Here is a 17,465-nt window from a genome sequence, read left to right on the forward strand (position 1 = left end):
GGACACGTGCGTGATCTTCGCGGCCCGCTCATCGCCGAGCAGGTCGAAGAACGCGTTGAGGGTCGCCGCGCTCTTGCCGGGCGAGGCCCAGACCAGCCAGCCGGTGTCATGATCGACCACCACGGTCAGGTAGCGGTGGCCCTTCTTGTAGCTGATCTCATCGATGCCGATACGGCGCAGTCCCTCAAGGCGGTCCACCGCGGCACCGGTGTCGGCCCACACCCGCGCCACGATCGCCCCGACGGTGCGCCAACTGATGCGCATCAGCTGCGACACCGCCGACTTCGCGGTATGCACCGCCAACCACGACACCATCTGGTCAAACGCCCGGGTGTGCCCTGCCCCATGCCGAGCCCACGGCACTGCCGCGACCACAACCCCGTGCTCCGGACACGACACCCGCGGCACGTGCGCCTCGATCACCGCTCGCACCACGCCCAGATCCAACGCCCGCCACCGACGACGAACCCCAGCGTCATAGCGGGCACACCGCCGACGACAGTGCGGACACCGCCGCGACGCGCCCTTACGCACCCGCACCCGAGCCACCACCACCGACTCGACCGGATCGAACTCCACGCCCTCGACAACCGCCTGCTCGACCCCGAGCAGCCCAGCCCATACCCTGGCAGAACGCACGCCGTTCTCCCGCCCATCAAGTTCTGACCTTCGACAAGCCAGAACCTAGGCAGGACAACGGCGTGCGCCATCAACGACGCGCCCAACCACCCACAGACACGTCACAAGACCCATAAATATGACTCAGAGGCATAACGCCGAGAAGTGCATCAGCCGGGAGCCGGGAGCCGGGACGTCAGCGGCCGCCGCGCAGCCCCAGCCCGCGCAGCTCCAGCGCGGCGAGCGCGTCGACAGTCGCGTCGTCGCCGCGCCGCCACGCCTCGGCGACGTCCGGCGCGATCCGGTTCAGCTTCGACAGCGGCTGACCGGCCAGCGCGCGCAGCGCCAGCAGGTCCCGGCCGGCCGGCGCGCCGGCCAGGGCCTTCGCCGCGCCGGCCCGGCGCATCCAGCGCACCCGCAGCGGCAGCCAGCCGAACAGCACCAGGCCGAGCGGAAACACCAGCACCGCGATGGTCAACCCGAGCGCCAGCTGCCCGACCAGTTCCTGCTGGTCGCGGCCGGCCTCGGCGACCGCGCGGGCGGCGTCGGCGGCCCGGGTGAACGGCGCGGTCAGCTCGTCGCCGACCAGCGGCACGCGGCCGACCTTGCCGCCGGCGTCGGCCAGGTTGTCGGCGAGGCCACCGCCGGCCCCCTCCAGCTTCTGCCCGGGTACGGCGAGCTTCTCGACCACGTCGTGCAGCCACAGCGCGAAGCGGATCGCCGCGTACACCCAGACGACCACGAGCAGGTCGGTGAGGAACTGGCGGGCGGCGGTGGGAAAGCGGTCGGCGTAAATCTTCACGCCGGACAGCCTGCCACGGCTCGGCCCTGCCGGCACGAGACAGTTTCGCGCCTCAGGAGGGCCCTTCACCGGCGTGGCTGACCGCGTCCGCCACGATGTGCGCGACGTGGTCGTCCACCAGGGCGTACGCGATCTCCCGGCCGCGCCGCGACCCGCGTACCACCCCGGCGCCGCGCAGCACCCGCAGGTGCTGGGAGACCAGCGGCTGTGGCGCGCCGAGCTTCTCGACCAGCTCGTGCACGCAGCGCTCGCCCTCGGCCAGCTCGCTGACGATCGCGAGCCGGATCGGGGCCGAGAGCGCGCGCAGCAGGTCACCCGCGCCCTCGAAGGCGTCGTACCCGTTCGTGCCGGTCACCCTGTAACGGTAACCAATCCCAGCTGCGTCAGCCGGTAGGGCCTCATCCGAGCAGCACCTCGTGCTCGGCGGGCTCGACCGGCGGCGCGGCCCGGTCGCTCCCGCTCCGGCGTCGCAGCGCCCGCACACCGGCCGCGCCGAGCGCGACCAGCAGGAACGAGCCGATCGCCACCAGCACCACCGACGCGCCGGGCGCGGTGTCCGCGGTGGCCGCCACCCAGACCCCGGCGCCGGCGGCGAACAGCCCCAGGGCCATGGCCGCCGCCATGGTGGACCGGAAGCCCCGGGTCACCTGCTGCGCGGTGGCCACCGGCACCACCATCAGCGCGCTGATCAGCAGCACCCCGACCGCCCGCATGGCGATGGTCACCGTGATCGCGGTGCCGACCGCGATGATCAGGTTCAGCGCGCGTACCGGCAGGCCGGAGACGCGCGCGTACTCCTCGTCGTGGCAGACCGCGAACAGCGCCGGGCGCAGCACCAGCATGGTCACCAGCAGCGCCGCGCCGAGCACGCCGATGGTGACCAGGTCGCCCTGCGAGGTGGTGGTCAGCGACCCGAACAGGTACGCGTTGAGCGCCCCGCTGCTGGCGTCGGAGAGCCCGACCAGCACCACGCCACCGGCGATGCCGCCGTAGAACAGCAGCGCCAGCGCCAGGTCGCCGGAGGTGCGCCCGTACGCGCGGACCAGCTCGATGACGATCGCGCCGAGCGTCGCGGCGATCACCGCCACCAGCACGGGGGAGCGGTTGAGCAGCAGGCCCGCGCCGACGCCGGTGAGCGCCACGTGCCCGATCCCGTCGCCGATCAGGGCCAGCCGCCGCTGCACCAGGTAGATGCCGAGCGCCGGCGCGGCCAGCCCGATGATCAGCGCGCCGACCAGGGCGCGGAGCATGAAGTCGTACTGGAAGAGGTCCATCTCAGATGCCTGTCCAGAGCCGGGCGGGCTCCTCGTCGCAGTGCGGGTGCACGTGCTCGTGGTCGGGGTCGGCGTGGTGACCGGCGGGTTCCGGCACGGCGCCGTCGTGGGCGATGCCGCCCTGGTGCACCACCACGGCCCGGCTGATCAGCGGGCGCAGCGGGCCCAGCTCGTGGGCGACGAGCAGCACCGTGCCGCCGCCGTCCCGGAACGAGCGCAGCGCCCCGGCGAACGCCTCCTGGCTGGCCGCGTCCACCCCGGCGGTCGGCTCGTCGAGCACCAGCAGCTCCGGCCCGCCGGCGAGCGCGCGGGCGATCAGGGTGCGCTGCTGCTGGCCGCCGGAGAGCGTGGACACCGGGTCGCCGGCCCGGTCGGCGAGCCCGACCGCGTCCAGCGCCGCCGCCACCGCCTCCCGGTCCGCCCGTCCGGCGGGCCGCAGCACGCCGCGGCGGGCCAGCCGCCCGGACGCCACCACCTCGCGTACGGTGGCGGGCACTCCGCTGCCCGCGCCGAGCCGCTGCGGCACGTACCCGATTCGGTGCCACTGCCGGAAGCGGCGCTGCGGCGCGCCGAACAGGGCGACCGACCCGGCGCCGACCGGCACCAGGCCGAGCGCGGCGCGCACGAGCGTCGACTTGCCGGAGCCGTTGGCGCCGAGCACGGCGACCACCTCGCCGGCGGTCACTGTCAACGAGACGTCACGCAGCACCGGGCGGCCGTCGTAGCCGACTGTGGCGTGCGCGATCTCGATCACGGGTGGGGTCATGAACAGTCCAGAGCGGTTCGCAGGGTCTGCAGGTTGGTACGCATCGCGGAGAGGTAGTCGCCGTCGGCGGGCGGGCCCTCCAGCGGGTCCAGCACCGCCGTCTTCGCGCCCACCTCACGCGCGATCGTCTCGGCGACCTTCGGGCTGACCAGCGTCTCGAAGAAGATCGTGCCGGCCTGGTGCTCCCGGGCCTCCTCGGCGACCTCGGCGAGGCGCTGCGGCGACGGCTCGGACTCCGGGGTGAGCCCGCTGATGCCGATCTGCTCCAGTTGGTAGCGCTCGGTGAGGTAGCCGAACGCGGTGTGGCTGGTGACGATCTCGCGGCGCTTGCAGGTGCGCAGGCCGTCGGCGTACTCGGTGTCCAGCTTCGTCAGCTCGGCGCGCAGCGCGCCCGCGCGGGCGGTGTAGTCGGCGGCGTGCTCCGGGTCGGCCTTGCCGAGGCGCTCGGCGAGCTTGTCGCCGATGGTGGCCAGCCGGGTCGGGTCGAGCCAGACGTGCGGGTCCTTGCCGCCGCTCTCCCCGGAGTGCCCGGCCTCGCCCTCGTGGTCGTGGTCGTGGCCACCGGCGGCGGCGTCGCGCAGCGGTGTCACGCCCGCCACGTCGAACGCGCGGTCGCCGCCGTTCTGCTCCACCGCCTCGTCCACCGCCGGCTGGAAGCCGCTGAGGTAGACGACCACGTCGGCGTCGACGACCTGGCCGACCTGCCGCGGGTTGAGTTCCAGGTCGTGCGGCTCCGCGCCGGGCTTGGTCAGGTTGCTGACCGAGACCGTGTCGCCGCCGATCCGCTCGGACAGGAACTGCAGCGGGTAGAACGCGGCCACCACGCCGACCTTGCCCGGCTCGCTCGCGGCGCCGGTGCCGTCCGCGCAGGCGGTCAGGCCGGCGGCGGCGAGCAGGGCGGTTGCGGTGGCGGTCAGGACACGGCGGGGTGCGCGAACGGTCATGGGCTCAACTGTCCGCGACAACGAAAACTATTGTCAAAAACGCATGATTGCATGTCAGCGCAGGTCAGCTCGGCTCTGCTTCCGTACGTCAGCCGACCATGAGCTTCGCCAGCGCCACCGCGATCAACAGGGTGAGCATCACCAGCCGGAACATCCGGGTCGCCGGCGCCTGCACCGGCCAGGTGACCGACATCAGCCACACCAGGCCGCCGGCCAGCGCCAGCAGCAGGACGCCGCCCGCCGGGCCGGGCGCGAAGAGGCCGACCAGCATCAGGGCCAGTACGGCGAGGAACACCGCCGTCGGGTTGAGCCGTGCCAACCGGGACAGCACGGGACTCTGCGTACGCTGCATGCCACAAACTCTACGAGGAGGAACGCCGTGCTGGTCACCAACCGGTTCGTGGTGGAAGCCGAAACGGTGGACGAGTTCACCCGGGAGGCGCACGCCGCGCTGGCCGCGCTCGCCGCCCGCCCCGGCTACCTGCGCGGTGAGCTGCTGCGGGCGCTCGACGACCCGGACCACTGGTGCCTGCTCACCGAGTGGGAGTCGGTCGGGGCGTACCGGCGGGCGCTCGGCGGGTTCGACGTCAAGGTCACCGCCGTGCCGCTGCTCGCCCGATCGGTGGACGAACCGTCGGCGTACGAGACGCTCGCCAGCGCCGCCCCCGAGGGTGAGATCGTCGTCGTCGCCAGCGATCGGGCCGCAGGTCCTTACCGGTGAGTGCCGGGGCACTACCCTGGCGCGTATGACCGCTCCCGGACCGGCCGCACCACCCCCGTCGTCAGTTCCGCCCGCGCCGCCGGCGGACCCCGGGGTGCCCGCGCCGCCGCAGGGGCCCGGTGCCGCGCCGCCGTTCGCCGCCCCGCCCACCGAGGGCGGGCGGACCCGGCTCTGGCTCGGCCTCGGCGCGGGCGCGCTCGCCGTGCTGATCTGCTGCGGCGGAGGCGGCGCGGCGGTGGTCGGCCTGGCCGTGAGCAACGCCCAGGCGATCGGCGAGCAGGGCCGGGCCGTCACCAGCGACTACTACCAGGCACTGGTCGCCCGGGAGTGGTCCAAGGCGTACGACACGCTCTGCGACGACCTCCGCCGACGCGAACCGCGGCCCGAGTTCGTGCGGCGCGTCGCCACCGAGCCGCAGATCTCCGGCTACCGGGTCGGCGAGGTCGACATCACCACGCTCACCGTCCCGGTGGACGTCACGCTGGCCGGCGGTCGGCGGGAGGCGCAGACCGTGACGCTGGCGCCGGACCAGCAGACGGGCGGCGTGGAGGTCTGCGGGGTGAGCTGACCGGCCCCCGGTATTCTGCTGGGCTCGGGACGAACGCGGTCGTACCGTTGTCCCGAACAGCCCGGTTTTATCCATCTCAACCGCGCCGACCGCCAGCCGGCGTAGGAGGAAACATGCCAGCCGACCGTATCGACGCCGTCACCAGCCTCGCCAAGCGCCGGGGCTTCGTCTTTCCCTCCAGCGAGATCTACGGGGGCACCCGGTCGGCGTGGGACTACGGTCCGCTCGGCGTCGAGCTGAAGGAGAACGTCCGCCGGCAGTGGTGGCGGACCATGGTGCAGCAGCGCGACGACGTCGTCGGCCTCGACTCGGCGGTCATCCTGGCCCGCAAGGTCTGGGAGGCCAGCGGCCACATCGCCGAGTTCGTCGACCCGCTCACCGAGTGCCAGTCCTGCCACAAGCGGTTCCGGGCCGACCACCTGGAAGAGGCGTACGAGGCCAAGCACGGCAATCCGCTGACCTCGCTGACGGAGCTGAACTGCCCCAACTGCGGCAACAAGGGCACCTTCACCGAGCCGAAGATGTTCAACGGCCTGATGAAGACCTACCTGGGCCCGGTGGAGAGCGACGAGGGCATGCACTACCTGCGCCCGGAGACCGCCCAGGGCATCTTCGTCAACTACAAGAACGTCGAGACGGTCGCCCGCAAGAAGCCGCCGTTCGGCATCGCGCAGACCGGCAAGTCGTTCCGCAACGAGATCACCCCCGGCAACTTCATCTTCCGGACCCGCGAGTTCGAGCAGATGGAGATGGAGTTCTTCGTCGAGCCCGGCACCGACGAGCAGTGGCACGAGTACTGGCTCTCCGAGCGCTGGAACTGGTACCTCGACCTCGGCCTGTCCGAGGAGAACCTGCGCTTCTACGAGCACCCCAAGGAGAAGCTCTCCCACTACTCGAAGCGCACCGTCGACATCGAGTACCGGTTCCGGTTCGGCGGCAGCGAGTTCGCCGAGCTGGAGGGCATCGCCAACCGCACCGACTTCGACCTGTCCACGCACAGCAAGCACTCCGGCGTCGACCTGTCGTACTTCGACCAGGGCAAGGGCGAGCGCTGGATGCCGTACGTGATCGAGCCGGCCGCCGGCCTCACCCGCGCGGTGCTGGCGTTCCTGCTCGAGGCGTACGACGAGGACGAGGCGCCGAACACCAAGGGCGGCGTGGACAAGCGCACCGTCATGCGCTTCGACCCGCGGCTGGCCCCGGTCAAGGTCGCCGTGCTGCCGCTGTCGCGTAACGAGGCGCTGTCGCCGAAGGCCAAGCAGCTCGCCACCGACCTGCGCAAGCGCTGGGTGGTCGAGTTCGACGACTCGCAGGCGATCGGCCGCCGCTACCGCCGGCAGGACGAGATCGGTACGCCGTTCTGCGTCACCGTCGACTTCGACACGCTCGACGACAACGCCGTGACGGTCCGGAACCGGGACACCATGGCCCAGGAGCGCGTCTCGCTGGACCAGGTCGAGCGCTACCTGATCGAGCGCCTCCCCGGCTGCTGACCTTGCTGTAAGGAAGGGCCCCTTCTTAACGCCTCGCGTAGAGAAGGGGCCCCTTCTTAACACCCGTCGCCGGGGGAGATCGGCTCCGCCCGTACGCCGGTCGCGGCGCCCACCCCGCGCCTGGCCGCGTACGCGTCCTCGACCGTGCGCCGCACCCGGCCCGGCTCCCTGCGGATCTGCGCCGGCGTGAAGTGCAGGACCAGCACCCCGTACCGGCTCAACTCGTTGTGCCGGTCCAGCGTCCGTGCCCAGTCGGTCGGGCTGAGGTGGTACTCCCGCGAGTCGACCTCCAGCGCCACCGCGCAGTCGGCGAGGTAGCCGTCCGGCGTCGGCAGGCGGGTGCCGTCGGCCGCCGACAGCCGCGGGTTCCACAGGATCCCGCCGAGCACGCCGCTGCCGCCCAGGCACTCCCGCAGCTCGGTCTCCGGCGCGGAGCGTACCCCGTCCGTGATCTCGGCGAACGCCTTCCGGATCAGGGCGGTGCGGCTGCGCCGGGCCCGGCGGATCTCCGCGTCCAGGCTGTCCAGATCGGTGAAGCCGCGCTGCACGGCCTCCGCCACCGTCGCCCGTACCGGCCGCAACTGGCGCAGGTCGCGGGCCGCGTCCACCACCGCCCGCGCCGGCGAGCACACCGGATAGAGCGCGGTCCGCCGGGCCCGCGGATCAAGCTCCAGGGCCCGCGCGATCACCGCGTGACCGGCCGAGCGGCGCCGCACGTGGTGCGGCAGGATCAGGTGTACGTCAGCAGTGCGCGGACTGTGCCGAAAGCCGTACCAGATCAGGGCGGCCAGGCCGGTGAGCTGCGCGTCGGCGCCTGCGTAGAGCGCCGCCGAGATGCGTCGTTGCTCGTCGGTGAGGGTGCCGGTGACGAGCGCGTACGTGGCCGGCAGCACGCGCTGCCACAGGCCGCGCCGAGTCTGCCGGTACAGGTACATGTCGTCGTATCCGACGCCGAGAAGCTGCGTCCGCGTGACGATCTGCTGCTGGCGTTCCGCCAGGTCGCCGAGTTCGGGTGGTTGTTCGGGCATGCCCGGCAGCGTGCGGGCTGCGCCGATCCTTCTGTGGCCCGCTCGCCCGCCCTGTGGACAGCCGGCCCGGCTGTGGAGAGCGTCCGCGAGGCGGGCCGGCTGTGATATGCGCCCTGTTAACAAGGGGCCCCTGCACTACCGGAGACGTTAATAAGGGGCCCTTCCTTACACTTGGTCGGTGACTGCCCCTACGCTGCCCGCGCTGACCATCGGCCCCCATGAGGTGTGGCCGCCGGTGGTGCTCGCGCCGATGGCCGGGATCACCAACGTCGGCTTCCGCCGGCTCTGTCGCGAGCAGGGCGGCGGCATCTACGTCTGCGAGATGATCACCACCCGGGCGCTCGTCGAGCGGAACCCGAAGACGCTGCGCATGATCGCCTTCGGCGCCGAGGAGCAGCCCCGCAGCCTCCAGCTCTACGGCACCGACCCGGAGATCACCGCCGCCGCCGTGCGGATCGTGGTCGAGCGCGACTTGGCCGACCACATCGACCTGAACTTCGGCTGCCCCGTACCCAAGGTCACCCGGCGCGGCGGCGGCTCGGCCCTGCCGTGGCGCCGCCGGCTGTTCGCCCGGCTGGTCAAGGCTGCGGTGGACGCCGCGTCACCCGCCGGGGTGCCGGTCACCGTCAAGATGCGCAAGGGCATCGACGACGACCACCTGACGTACGTCGAGGCGGGGCTGGCGGCCCAGGACGCGGGCGTCGCGGCGGTCGCCCTGCACGGGCGTACGGCCGCGCAGCGCTACTCCGGCACCGCCGACTGGGACGCGATCGCCACGCTCAAGTCGGCGCTCGACGTGCCGGTGCTCGGCAACGGTGACATCTGGGAGGCCGACGACGCGCTGCGGATGGTCGCGCACACCGGCGTGGACGGCGTGGTGATCGGGCGCGGCTGCCTGGGCCGGCCGTGGCTGTTCGCCGACCTGGAGGCCGCGTTCAACGGCAGCCCCGAGCGGCGGCTGCCCTCGCTCGGCGAGGTGGCGGTGACCATGCGCCGGCACGCCGAGCTGCTGGTGGAGCAGTTCGTGGCCGGTGCCCGCAACCCGGCCCGGGGCGAGCGGGACGGCTGCACCGACTTCCGCAAGCACGTCGCCTGGTACCTGAAGGGCTTCCCGATCGGCAGCGAGCTGCGCCGCTCGCTCGCCATGATCGAGAGCTTGGCGCAGCTCGACGACCTGCTGGGCAAGCTCGACCCGGCCGTACCGTTCCCGGTGGAGAACCTCGGCCAGCCGCGCGGCCGCACCAACTCCCCGGGCAAGGTTTTCCTGCCCGACGGGTGGCTGGCCAGCCGCGACGACGACACCCCGCCGGACGGCGCCGAGCTGGACGACTCCGGCGGCTGACAACCCGGGTACGACGAAGGGCCCGACCCCGTGGTGGGGGTCGGGCCCTTCGTCATCGGTCAGGAGCTGTAGCCGCGGCTGGCGATCCAGCGGGCGAGCTCGTCCACGTCCATCCGGTAGGAGGCCTGGTTCGGGTTCGCCGAGTCGGCGATCGTCACGACCTTCCCGCCGTCGCGGTAGCCCACCACGCTGATGTAGTGGCCACCCTCGAAGGAGTGGGCGTTGCCGTCGGTGTCGGTCGCGGTGCCGGCGATGTTGGCCACCACGGCACGGCCGTCGTCGACGGTCTTGACCACGTCGGCGCGCAGCTTGTCGACCTTGTCGCGGTCGCGGGCCTTGTCCACGGGGATCTCGGTGGACTTGTAGACGTCCTTACCGGTCTCCTTGTTCAGCACGGGGGTGATGTCGTTGATGGAGTTGGTGCCGGCTTCGGTGGTGCCCATCTCCTCGGCCATGGCGTGAACGTCGATGTTCTTGCCCTGCACGCTCAGCGCGTTGCGGGCGGCGGCGGGGCCGCAAAAGTAGAAGTTGGGCTGGGCTTCGTAGCGGACGTCGAGTTCCCGCTCGCCGTGGCCCTTGCGGTCGGTGGTGACCTGGGCGGCGGCGCGCTCGGCCGGGGTGGCCTGGGCGGCGACGGCGGGGCCGGCGATCCCACCGGCGGTGGCGACGACACCGGCAGCGGTCAGAACGGTCTTGCGCAGCAGAGTGGTAGCCATGATCAGTTGCCTCTCTGTCGGGGGTACGCGGCGATGGGGGATGCCGCGAAGAAAGATCAGGTGGCCCGGTATGTGCGTCGGGCCGGTGGCTCGCTCGGGCGGCCAGGGGGACGGCCTGCTCCGGCGGCTCGGGGATGTAACGACCGGCGTCCCGGCCTCATTCCCAGCCCGCCGGGGGTGGGGCGGGGTGGTCGGCGGGTGCGGCGCGGTCTGCCATGTACAACGCCCCGCACCCCGCCCCGATTCCAGCCCAGCCGTGGCGCCCACCACCCCGAACCCGGACAATCCACCCAGCGCTCGCCCGGCGTTGATCAAGGAGTTCGTGTCCGACAGACCACCAGAACAGACACAAACCCCTTGATCACCACCCGAGCGCCCAACCCTCGATCGCGATCTTGCGCTTGCGGCCCTTGAGGTGCCCGATTCGCACCTTTTTCCGGGGCGGCAACTGCAAGATCCCGCAAACTCCTTGGTCGACAACGCGCTTGGTGAGGGGTGTTCGCGGCTCCGGCGGGCGTGAGCTGTCCGTTTTCCGGCGCGCTGCCCTGGCCCTGGGTGTGATCAACTCCAGCTCGCCGAAGTGGTGGTGTCGCGGAGCCTCTGATGCCACCACCTCGCCGAGCTGGAGTCGATCAAGCCACGGTGCCCCCAAGACCTCCCGCCAGCAGCGGGCGATCATGAGGTTGGCGGCGGTTTGTGTCCGGTTTGTCGCCGCCAACCTCATGATCGACGAGGGCTGTCCTCCGGGCGGCGGCGCGGGGTGGGGACGGGTGTGGGGGTGGGGGGCCAGGGGATCTCGGGGGAGGGGTGGAAGGTGATGCCGGCGGTGGCCCAGCGCGGGCCGTGGCCGGCGAGGCGGCTACGGAACCGCTGCCAGTCGTGCGTGGCACGCGGTGACCAGCCCAGCTCCGCGACGGCGGGCAGGCGAGGGAAGAGCATGTACTCGACCTCGGCCCGCGTACTCACCGACTCGGTCCACAGCGGCGCCTCCACGCCCAGCACGGCCTCGGCCGGTACGCCCCGCACGTGGGTGCCCGGATCCCACTCGTACGCCCGGCGCACGTCGATGAGACCCGCCCAGTCGTGCCCGATCGGGGTGTCCGGCGCGTACTTCATGTCCAGGTACGCGTGGTTGGCGGGGGAGAGGATCACCCGGGCGCCCCGGCGTACCGCGTCGGCGGTCTCCGGGTCGTCGCCGTTCGTGCCCCACCACTGCAGGACGCGCCCGTCGACGTGCCCGGCCGGGGCGAGCTGGTGCCAGCCGACCACCGTCTTGCCGGTGGCCTCCACCAGTCGCTGCGCCCGTTCCACGAAGGTGCGGTAGCTCTCGGCCGGCACCTTGAACGCCTCGTCGCCGCCGAGGTGCAGCCACGGCCCCGGCGTCAGCGCGGCCACCTCGCCCACCACGTCCGCGACGAAGGCGTACGTCCGCTCGTCGGCGGGGTCGACGTAGCTGAACCCGACCTCGGTGCCGGTGTAGGGCGGTGGCGCGACCTTGTCGGGTGCCAGTTCGGGGTACGCGAGAAGCGCCGCGTTGGTGTGGCCGGGCAGGTCGATCTCGGGCACCACAGTGACGTGCCGGCGGGCCGCGTACGCGACGATGCGCCGGTAGTCGTCCCGGGAGTACCAGCCGCCGGGGCCGCCGCCGACAGCTGTCGCGCCGCCCACCTCGGCGAGCCGGGGCCAGGAGTCGACGGCGATCCGCCAGCCCTGGTCGTCGGTGAGGTGCAGGTGCAGGTGGTTGAGCTTGTACCGGGCCAGGTGGTCGACCACCCGCAGCACGTCCTCGACGGGGAAGAAGTGCCGGGCCACGTCGAGCATGGCGCCCCGATAGGGGAAACGCGGACGGTCGACGATGGTGCCACCGGGCACTGCCCAGCGGGTGGCGACCGGCGTGGGGCTCTCGATCGCCGCCGGCAGGAGCTGCCGTAGCGTCTGCGCGCCGAGGAACAGGCCGGCCGGGGTGGCGGCGGTGATCCGGACGCCGGTGGCGGTCACGTCGAGGTGGTAGCCCTCGCCCTCGAGCCCGTCGACGGCCGGCCCGCCGGAGCCGTCGTCCGTCGCCCGGGTCCCGGGAGCAGCGGCGGCATCCGGGGCGGACGGGGACAGCGTGAGCGTCAGCGGGCCGTCCCCCCGGGCGGGGACGTCGGTGACCGGCAGCGGGAAGCCGGTGGCCGGACGCAGCCAGGCGGCGAGCTGCTCGGCCACGTCCCGCCCGGCGGGGCTGACCCGCAGCGCCGCGTCCGCGCCCAGCGTGAAGTCGCCCGCGGGGTCCGGGAACACCTGCTCGGGCGCGGGCACCACGTCGTCGAGCCGGACCGGCGCCGGTCCGGCGAGCACGTCGGCGGCCCGGCCCGCGGCGACACGCGCCAGCTCGGCGGCAGGCGTCGCCACGCCGGGCAGCAATTCACCCGGCGTGCTGGTGGGACGGGTGTCGGTCGGCTCCGGCCCGGTCTCCGGGGCGGTGGGTGTGGTCGGCACGGCGACGGCTCCGAGGGGTGTATTCGCGCGGGATATGGCAAAGGTGAGGATCCGCGGGACGCAGTCAGTCAAGAGTACGAGGGGAAGCGGAATTGCGTGATCGTGCTCGTGGAAGCGTTCCCAACAACCCGTACGAACGCGCATAGTGGCGACCGTTGTGCCGAAAGTCACCGAACGCTCCCAGGTTTCACGAAACTCGCCTAGCCTTCGGCCCACCGACGCTGACGAGCCGGGATTACCGGTGGTCACTCCCGGGGTATGTCCGAACTAAACCTTCGTTAAGTGTCAATGGCGCGCGTTGGAGGCTCTGGTGGAAGCGCAGGAATCGGGCGAGCACAAGTACGTGTACGACTTCGCCGAGGGCAACAAGGATTTGAAGGATCTGCTCGGCGGCAAGGGGGCCAACCTGGCCGAGATGACCAACCTCGGCCTGCCGGTTCCGCCCGGCTTCACGATCACCACCGAGGCCTGCAAGGCGTACCTGACGACCGGGCGTGAGCCCGACGGCCTGGCCGCGCAGATCGAGGCGCACCTGGAGTCCCTGGAGCGCGAGATGGGCCGCCGCCTCGGCGACCCGGACGACCCGCTGCTGGTCTCGGTACGCTCCGGCGCCAAGTTCTCCATGCCCGGCATGATGGAGACCGTCCTCAACGTGGGTCTCAACGACCGCAGCGTGGTCGGCCTCAGCAACCAGGCGGGTGGGAACGACAGGTTCGCCTGGGACTCGTACCGCCGGCTGATCCAGATGTTCGGCAAGACCGTCTGCGAGGTGCCGGGCGAGGAGTTCGAGCACGCGCTGGACGAGATCAAGAGCGCCAAGGGCACCCACAACGACCTCGACCTGGACGCCGACGACCTGCGGGGGCTGGTCGACGCGTACAAGAAGATCTTCGCCAAGCACACCGGCCGCGAGTTCCCGCAGGAGCCGCGCGAGCAGCTCGACCTCGCCATCCGCGCGGTCTTCGACTCGTGGAACGCGGAGCGGGCGATCCTCTACCGCCGCCAGGAGCGCATCCCGGCCGACCTGGGCACCGCCGTCAACGTGGTGGCGATGGTCTTCGGCAACCTCGGCCCCGACTCGGGCACCGGCGTCGCGTTCACCCGCGACCCGGGCAGCGGCGCGCAGGGCATCTACGGCGACTACCTGGCCAACGCCCAGGGCGAGGACGTGGTCGCGGGCATCCGCAACACCGTGCCGTTGCAGGAGCTGGAGCAGCTCGACAAGACCTCCTACGACCAGCTGCTCGGCATCATGGCCCGGCTGGAGGAGCACTACAAGGACCTCTGCGACATCGAGTTCACCATCGAGCGCGGCAAGCTCTGGATGCTGCAGACCCGGGTCGGCAAGCGCACCGCCGCCGCCGCGTTCGTCATCGCCGGGCAGCTCGTCGACGAGGGCCTGATCGACCTGGACGAGGCGCTGCACCGGGTCAACGGCGCGCAGCTCGCCCAGCTGATGTTCCCGCGCTTCCAGCTCGACCACGAGTTCGAGGCGGTCGCCAAGGGCATCGGCGCCTCCCCGGGCGCCGCGTCCGGCAAGGTCGTCTTCACCTCGGCCCGGGCGGTCGAGCTGGCCGCCGAGGGCGAGGCGGTCATCCTGGTCCGCCGGGAGACCAACCCGGACGACCTCAACGGCATGATCGCCGCCAAGGGCATCCTGACCTCCCGGGGCGGCAAGACCAGCCACGCCGCGGTGGTGGCCCGCGGCATGGGCAAGACCTGCGTCTCCGGCGCCGACGAGCTGGACGTGAACGTGCCGGCGAAGAGGTTCACAGTGGGCGACCACGTGGTGAACGAGGGCGACGTGGTCTCGATCGACGGCACCACCGGCAAGGTGTACCTCGGCGAGGTGCCGGTCATGCCGTCCGAGGTGGTGCAGTACTTCGAGGGCGAACTCGACCCGGAGAACACCGACGACGCGCTGGTCCGCTCCGTACACCGGATCATGACGCACGCCGACGCGGCGCGGCGGCTGCGCGTGCGCACGAACGCCGACACCGGCGCGGACGCGGCCCGGGCCCGGCGCTTCGGTGCCGAGGGCATCGGCCTGTGCCGCACCGAGCACATGTTCCTCGGTGACCGGCGCGAGCTGGTCGAGCGGCTCATCCTGGCCTCCGGCGCGCGGGAGCGGGAGGACGCGCTCGCGGCGCTGCTGCCGCTGCAGCGGGCCGACTTCATCGAGATCTTCCGGGAGATGGACGGCCTGCCGGTCACCGTGCGGCTGATCGACCCGCCGCTGCACGAGTTCCTGCCCCCGCTGGAGCAGCTCGCGGTGAACGTCGCGGTCGCGCAGGAGCGCGGTGAGGACGTCGCGAAGGAGGAGGCGCTGCTCGCCGCCGTCCGGCGGATGCACGAGGAGAACCCGATGCTGGGCCTGCGCGGCGTCCGGCTCGGCCTGGTCATCCCGGGCCTGTTCGCCATGCAGGTCCGCGCGATCGCCGAGGCCGCCGTGGCGGTCGTCCGCGACGGCGGCAAGGCCTGCCCGGAGATCATGGTGCCGCTCGTCGGGGCCGTGCAGGAGCTGGAGACGGTACGCGCCGAGGCCGAGCGGATCATCGCCGAGGTGGTCGGGGACAGCGGCGTCGAGGTGCTGATCGGCACGATGATCGAGGTGCCCCGGGCGGCGCTGACCGCCGGGCAGATCGCCGAGGCGGCCGAGTTCTTCTCCTTCGGCACCAACGACCTGACCCAGATGGGCTGGGGCTTCTCTCGCGACGACGTGGAGGGCGCGTTCTTCTGGCGCTACCTGGAGCTGGGCATCTTCGGCATCTCGCCGTTCGAGTCGATCGACACCGACGGCGTCGGCCGGCTGGTCCGCATCGCCGCCGAGGAGGGCCGGGCGGCCCGCCCGGGCCTGAAGCTGGGCGTCTGCGGCGAGCACGGCGGTGACCCGGACTCGGTGCACTTCTTCCACGAGGTCGGCCTGGACTACGTCTCCTGCTCGCCGTTCCGGGTGCCGGTGGCGCGCCTGGAGGCCGGCCGGGCGGCGATCACCACCACCGGCTCCGACTCCCGCTGACGCCGACGCGGGGCCGCCGGTGTTCATCGACGGCCCCGCGTACCGCCTGGCGCGCCTTTCCGGCCTCCTCGGCGTAACCTGAGCTTCCGCCACGTGTCGATCAGGAGGGGTGGGCGCATGACCGCCGTCTGGGAGAACCTGACCATCGACGCCCGGGACCCGTCCCGGCTCGCCAGTTGGTGGGCGGAGGCGCTCGGTTATCAGGTGGTCACCGACAAGCCGGACGAGGTGGAGATCCGCCGCACCCCCGACACGCTGCCCGGTCTCGTCTTCGTCCCGGTCGCCGGGCCGAAGGAGGGGAAGAACCGGCTGCACATCGACCTGCGCCCGGCCGACCTGGAGGCCGAGGTCGAGCGCCTGGTCGACATGGGCGCGCGGCACGTCGACATCGGCCAGGGAGACGTGGAGTGGACGGTGCTCGCCGACCCGGAGGGCAACGAGTTCTGCGTTCTCCGGGGGAAGTGAGCGGCGACGCGGCGCGGCTGGTCGACGAGGCGCCGAAGGACACCGGGTACGGCCGGTCGCCGTTCGAGCGGGACCGCGCCCGGGTGCTGCACTCGGCGGCGTTCCGGCGGCTCGCCGCGAAGACGCAGGTGCACACCGCCGGCACCGACGACTTCCTGCGTACCCGGCTGACCCACTCGCTGGAGGTCGCGCAGATCGCCCGCGAGATGGGCGCCCGGCTCGGCTGCGACCCGGACGTGGTGGACACCGCCGGGCTGGCCCACGACCTGGGTCACCCGCCGTTCGGGCACAACGGCGAGTACGCGCTGGACGAGCTGGCCGCCGCCTGCGGCGGGTTCGAGGGCAACGCGCAGACGCTGCGGGTGCTCACCCGGCTGGAGGCCAAGGTGCTCACAGCGGACGGGCGTTCGGCCGGGCTGAACCTGACCCGGGCCGCGCTGGACGCGGTGAGCAAGTACCCGTGGCCGCGCCGGCCCGGTGAGCGCAAGTTCGGCGTGTACGCCGACGACCGCCCGGTCTTCGACTGGCTGCGCGAGGGCGCGCCGCCCGGCACCCGGCGCTGCCTGGAGGCCCAGGTGATGGACTGGGCCGACGACGTGGCGTACTCGGTGCACGACGTCGAGGACGGCATCCACGGCGGGTACGTCGACCTGCGCCCGCTGCTGGCCGACCCGGACGAACGGCGGGCGCTCTGCGCCGACGTGTCCGCCACGTACTCGGGTGAGGCGCCGGAGGACCTGGGCGAGGTGCTCGCCGACCTGCTCGCCGACCCGGTGCTCGCCCCGCTGGCCGCGTACGACGGCAGCCACCGTGCGCTCGCCGCGCTGAAGGCCACCACGAGCGTGCTCACCGGCCGGTTCGTCTCCCGCGTGGTGGCCGCCACGCAGCAGCGCCACGGGCCCGGCCCGCACCGCCGCTACGCCGCCGACCTGGAGGTGCCGCGCCGGACCCGGGCGCAGTGCGCGCTGCTCAAGGGCATCGCGCTGCGGTACGTGATGCGCCGCCCCGGTGCCGAGGGCCGGTACGCGCGGCAGCGCGACGTCCTGGCCGGGCTGGTGACGGCGCTGCTGGACCGGGCGCCGGACGCGCTCGACCCGGTGTTCGCGCCGTTGTGGCGGGAGGCGGCGGACGACGCCGGACGGCTGCGCGTGGTGATCGACCAGGTCGCCTCGCTCACCGATCCGGCCGCGCTGGCCTGGCACGCCCGCCTGGTGTCGCCGAGCTGACC

17 protein-coding genes are annotated in these 17,465 nt (G+C 72.3%); 7 read left to right on the forward strand and 10 right to left on the reverse strand.

Annotated elements, in window-relative coordinates:
- The 7 genes from A4R25_RS31245 to A4R25_RS23960 all read right to left on the reverse strand — a co-directional run.
- A partial coding sequence (locus A4R25_RS31245) for a helix-turn-helix domain-containing protein (protein ID WP_197494960.1) occupies nucleotides 1-639 on the reverse strand: 639 nt, incomplete at its 3' end.
- A 175-nt stretch (nucleotides 640-814) separates the two neighbouring features.
- Nucleotides 815-1,420, reverse strand: a complete 606-nt coding sequence (locus tag A4R25_RS23935) for a hypothetical protein (RefSeq protein WP_064448142.1) — start codon at nucleotides 1,418-1,420, stop codon at nucleotides 815-817.
- A gap of 52 nt (nucleotides 1,421-1,472) precedes the next feature.
- Complete coding sequence (locus A4R25_RS23940; protein ID WP_030503145.1) at nucleotides 1,473-1,775, reverse strand: metalloregulator ArsR/SmtB family transcription factor; 303 nt, start codon at nucleotides 1,773-1,775, stop codon at nucleotides 1,473-1,475.
- A 43-nt stretch (nucleotides 1,776-1,818) separates the two neighbouring features.
- Entirely contained in the window at nucleotides 1,819-2,694 is an 876-nt protein-coding gene (locus A4R25_RS23945; RefSeq protein ID WP_043329036.1) for a metal ABC transporter permease, read from the reverse strand.
- Nucleotide 2,695: 1 nt separating this feature from the next.
- Nucleotides 2,696-3,460: a metal ABC transporter ATP-binding protein gene (locus tag A4R25_RS23950; protein WP_064448143.1), complete on the reverse strand. Its 765-nt coding sequence runs from the start codon at nucleotides 3,458-3,460 to the stop codon at nucleotides 2,696-2,698.
- Nucleotides 3,457-4,404: a metal ABC transporter substrate-binding protein gene (locus tag A4R25_RS23955; protein ID WP_064448144.1), complete on the reverse strand. Its 948-nt coding sequence runs from the start codon at nucleotides 4,402-4,404 to the stop codon at nucleotides 3,457-3,459. Before A4R25_RS23955 ends, A4R25_RS23950 begins: the two co-directional genes overlap by 4 nt.
- Nucleotides 4,405-4,492: 88 nt before the next feature.
- Nucleotides 4,493-4,756: a DUF6703 family protein gene (locus tag A4R25_RS23960; RefSeq protein WP_030503149.1), complete on the reverse strand. Its 264-nt coding sequence runs from the start codon at nucleotides 4,754-4,756 to the stop codon at nucleotides 4,493-4,495.
- Nucleotides 4,757-4,783: 27 nt separating this feature from the next.
- On the opposite strand from A4R25_RS23960, the gene A4R25_RS23965 reads away from it, so the two are divergent.
- From A4R25_RS23965 to A4R25_RS23975, 3 genes are all read left to right on the forward strand, one after another.
- On the forward strand, nucleotides 4,784-5,125 hold the full coding sequence (locus A4R25_RS23965; RefSeq protein ID WP_030503150.1) for an antibiotic biosynthesis monooxygenase: 342 nt from the start codon (nucleotides 4,784-4,786) through the stop codon (nucleotides 5,123-5,125).
- A gap of 94 nt (nucleotides 5,126-5,219) precedes the next feature.
- Entirely contained in the window at nucleotides 5,220-5,693 is a 474-nt protein-coding gene (locus A4R25_RS23970; RefSeq protein WP_043329042.1) for a hypothetical protein, read from the forward strand.
- A gap of 113 nt (nucleotides 5,694-5,806) precedes the next feature.
- Nucleotides 5,807-7,186, forward strand: coding sequence for a glycine--tRNA ligase (locus A4R25_RS23975; RefSeq protein ID WP_064448145.1), 1,380 nt, complete (start codon nucleotides 5,807-5,809; stop codon nucleotides 7,184-7,186).
- A 56-nt stretch (nucleotides 7,187-7,242) separates the two neighbouring features.
- Here the strand turns inward: A4R25_RS23975 and A4R25_RS23980 are convergent, their stop codons facing one another.
- Nucleotides 7,243-8,214, reverse strand: coding sequence for a type IV toxin-antitoxin system AbiEi family antitoxin domain-containing protein (locus tag A4R25_RS23980; RefSeq protein ID WP_064448146.1), 972 nt, complete (start codon nucleotides 8,212-8,214; stop codon nucleotides 7,243-7,245).
- 178 nt (nucleotides 8,215-8,392) lie between these two features.
- Between A4R25_RS23980 and dusB the strand changes: the two genes are divergently transcribed.
- Nucleotides 8,393-9,556: a tRNA dihydrouridine synthase DusB gene (gene dusB, locus A4R25_RS23985; protein ID WP_064448147.1), complete on the forward strand. Its 1,164-nt coding sequence runs from the start codon at nucleotides 8,393-8,395 to the stop codon at nucleotides 9,554-9,556.
- A gap of 59 nt (nucleotides 9,557-9,615) precedes the next feature.
- Here dusB and A4R25_RS23990 read toward each other — a convergent pair whose 3' ends face one another.
- Nucleotides 9,616-10,272, reverse strand: a complete 657-nt coding sequence (locus A4R25_RS23990) for a C39 family peptidase (protein WP_064446171.1) — start codon at nucleotides 10,270-10,272, stop codon at nucleotides 9,616-9,618.
- Between the two features lie 720 nt (nucleotides 10,273-10,992).
- Entirely contained in the window at nucleotides 10,993-12,753 is a 1,761-nt protein-coding gene (locus tag A4R25_RS23995; RefSeq protein ID WP_064448148.1) for a beta-N-acetylhexosaminidase, read from the reverse strand.
- A gap of 310 nt (nucleotides 12,754-13,063) precedes the next feature.
- Between A4R25_RS23995 and ppdK the strand changes: the two genes are divergently transcribed.
- From ppdK to A4R25_RS24010, 3 genes are all read left to right on the forward strand, one after another.
- Nucleotides 13,064-15,772 carry a pyruvate, phosphate dikinase gene (gene ppdK, locus A4R25_RS24000; RefSeq protein WP_043329053.1) on the forward strand — a complete coding sequence of 903 codons (2,709 nt, stop codon included), beginning with the start codon at nucleotides 13,064-13,066 and terminating at the stop codon, nucleotides 15,770-15,772.
- A gap of 117 nt (nucleotides 15,773-15,889) precedes the next feature.
- Nucleotides 15,890-16,237, forward strand: coding sequence for a VOC family protein (locus tag A4R25_RS24005; protein ID WP_064448149.1), 348 nt, complete (start codon nucleotides 15,890-15,892; stop codon nucleotides 16,235-16,237).
- Complete coding sequence (locus A4R25_RS24010; protein ID WP_064448150.1) at nucleotides 16,234-17,463, forward strand: deoxyguanosinetriphosphate triphosphohydrolase; 1,230 nt, start codon at nucleotides 16,234-16,236, stop codon at nucleotides 17,461-17,463. Before A4R25_RS24005 ends, A4R25_RS24010 begins: the two co-directional genes overlap by 4 nt.
- Nucleotides 17,464-17,465: the final 2 nt, after the last annotated feature.

Source organism: Micromonospora sp. NBRC 110037, from assembly GCF_001652995.1.
Taxonomy (GTDB): Bacteria; Actinomycetota; Actinomycetes; order Mycobacteriales; family Micromonosporaceae; genus Micromonospora; species Micromonospora chalcea.

Excerpts from the sequence above, each read along its gene's own strand:
- A4R25_RS23950 (WP_064448143.1), bottom strand. The coding sequence starts at position 3,460 with ATGACCCCACCCGTGATCGAGATCGCGCACGCCACAGTCGGCTACGAC.
- A4R25_RS23990 (WP_064446171.1), bottom strand. The coding sequence starts at position 10,272 with ATGGCTACCACTCTGCTGCGCAAGACCGTTCTGACCGCTGCCGGTGTC.
- A4R25_RS23980 (WP_064448146.1), bottom strand. The coding sequence starts at position 8,214 with ATGCCCGAACAACCACCCGAACTCGGCGACCTGGCGGAACGCCAGCAG.
- A4R25_RS24005 (WP_064448149.1), top strand. The coding sequence starts at position 15,890 with ATGACCGCCGTCTGGGAGAACCTGACCATCGACGCCCGGGACCCGTCC.
- A4R25_RS23960 (WP_030503149.1), bottom strand. The coding sequence starts at position 4,756 with ATGCAGCGTACGCAGAGTCCCGTGCTGTCCCGGTTGGCACGGCTCAAC.
- A4R25_RS23975 (WP_064448145.1), top strand. The coding sequence starts at position 5,807 with ATGCCAGCCGACCGTATCGACGCCGTCACCAGCCTCGCCAAGCGCCGG.
- A4R25_RS23945 (WP_043329036.1), bottom strand. The coding sequence starts at position 2,694 with ATGGACCTCTTCCAGTACGACTTCATGCTCCGCGCCCTGGTCGGCGCG.
- A4R25_RS23955 (WP_064448144.1), bottom strand. The coding sequence starts at position 4,404 with ATGACCGTTCGCGCACCCCGCCGTGTCCTGACCGCCACCGCAACCGCC.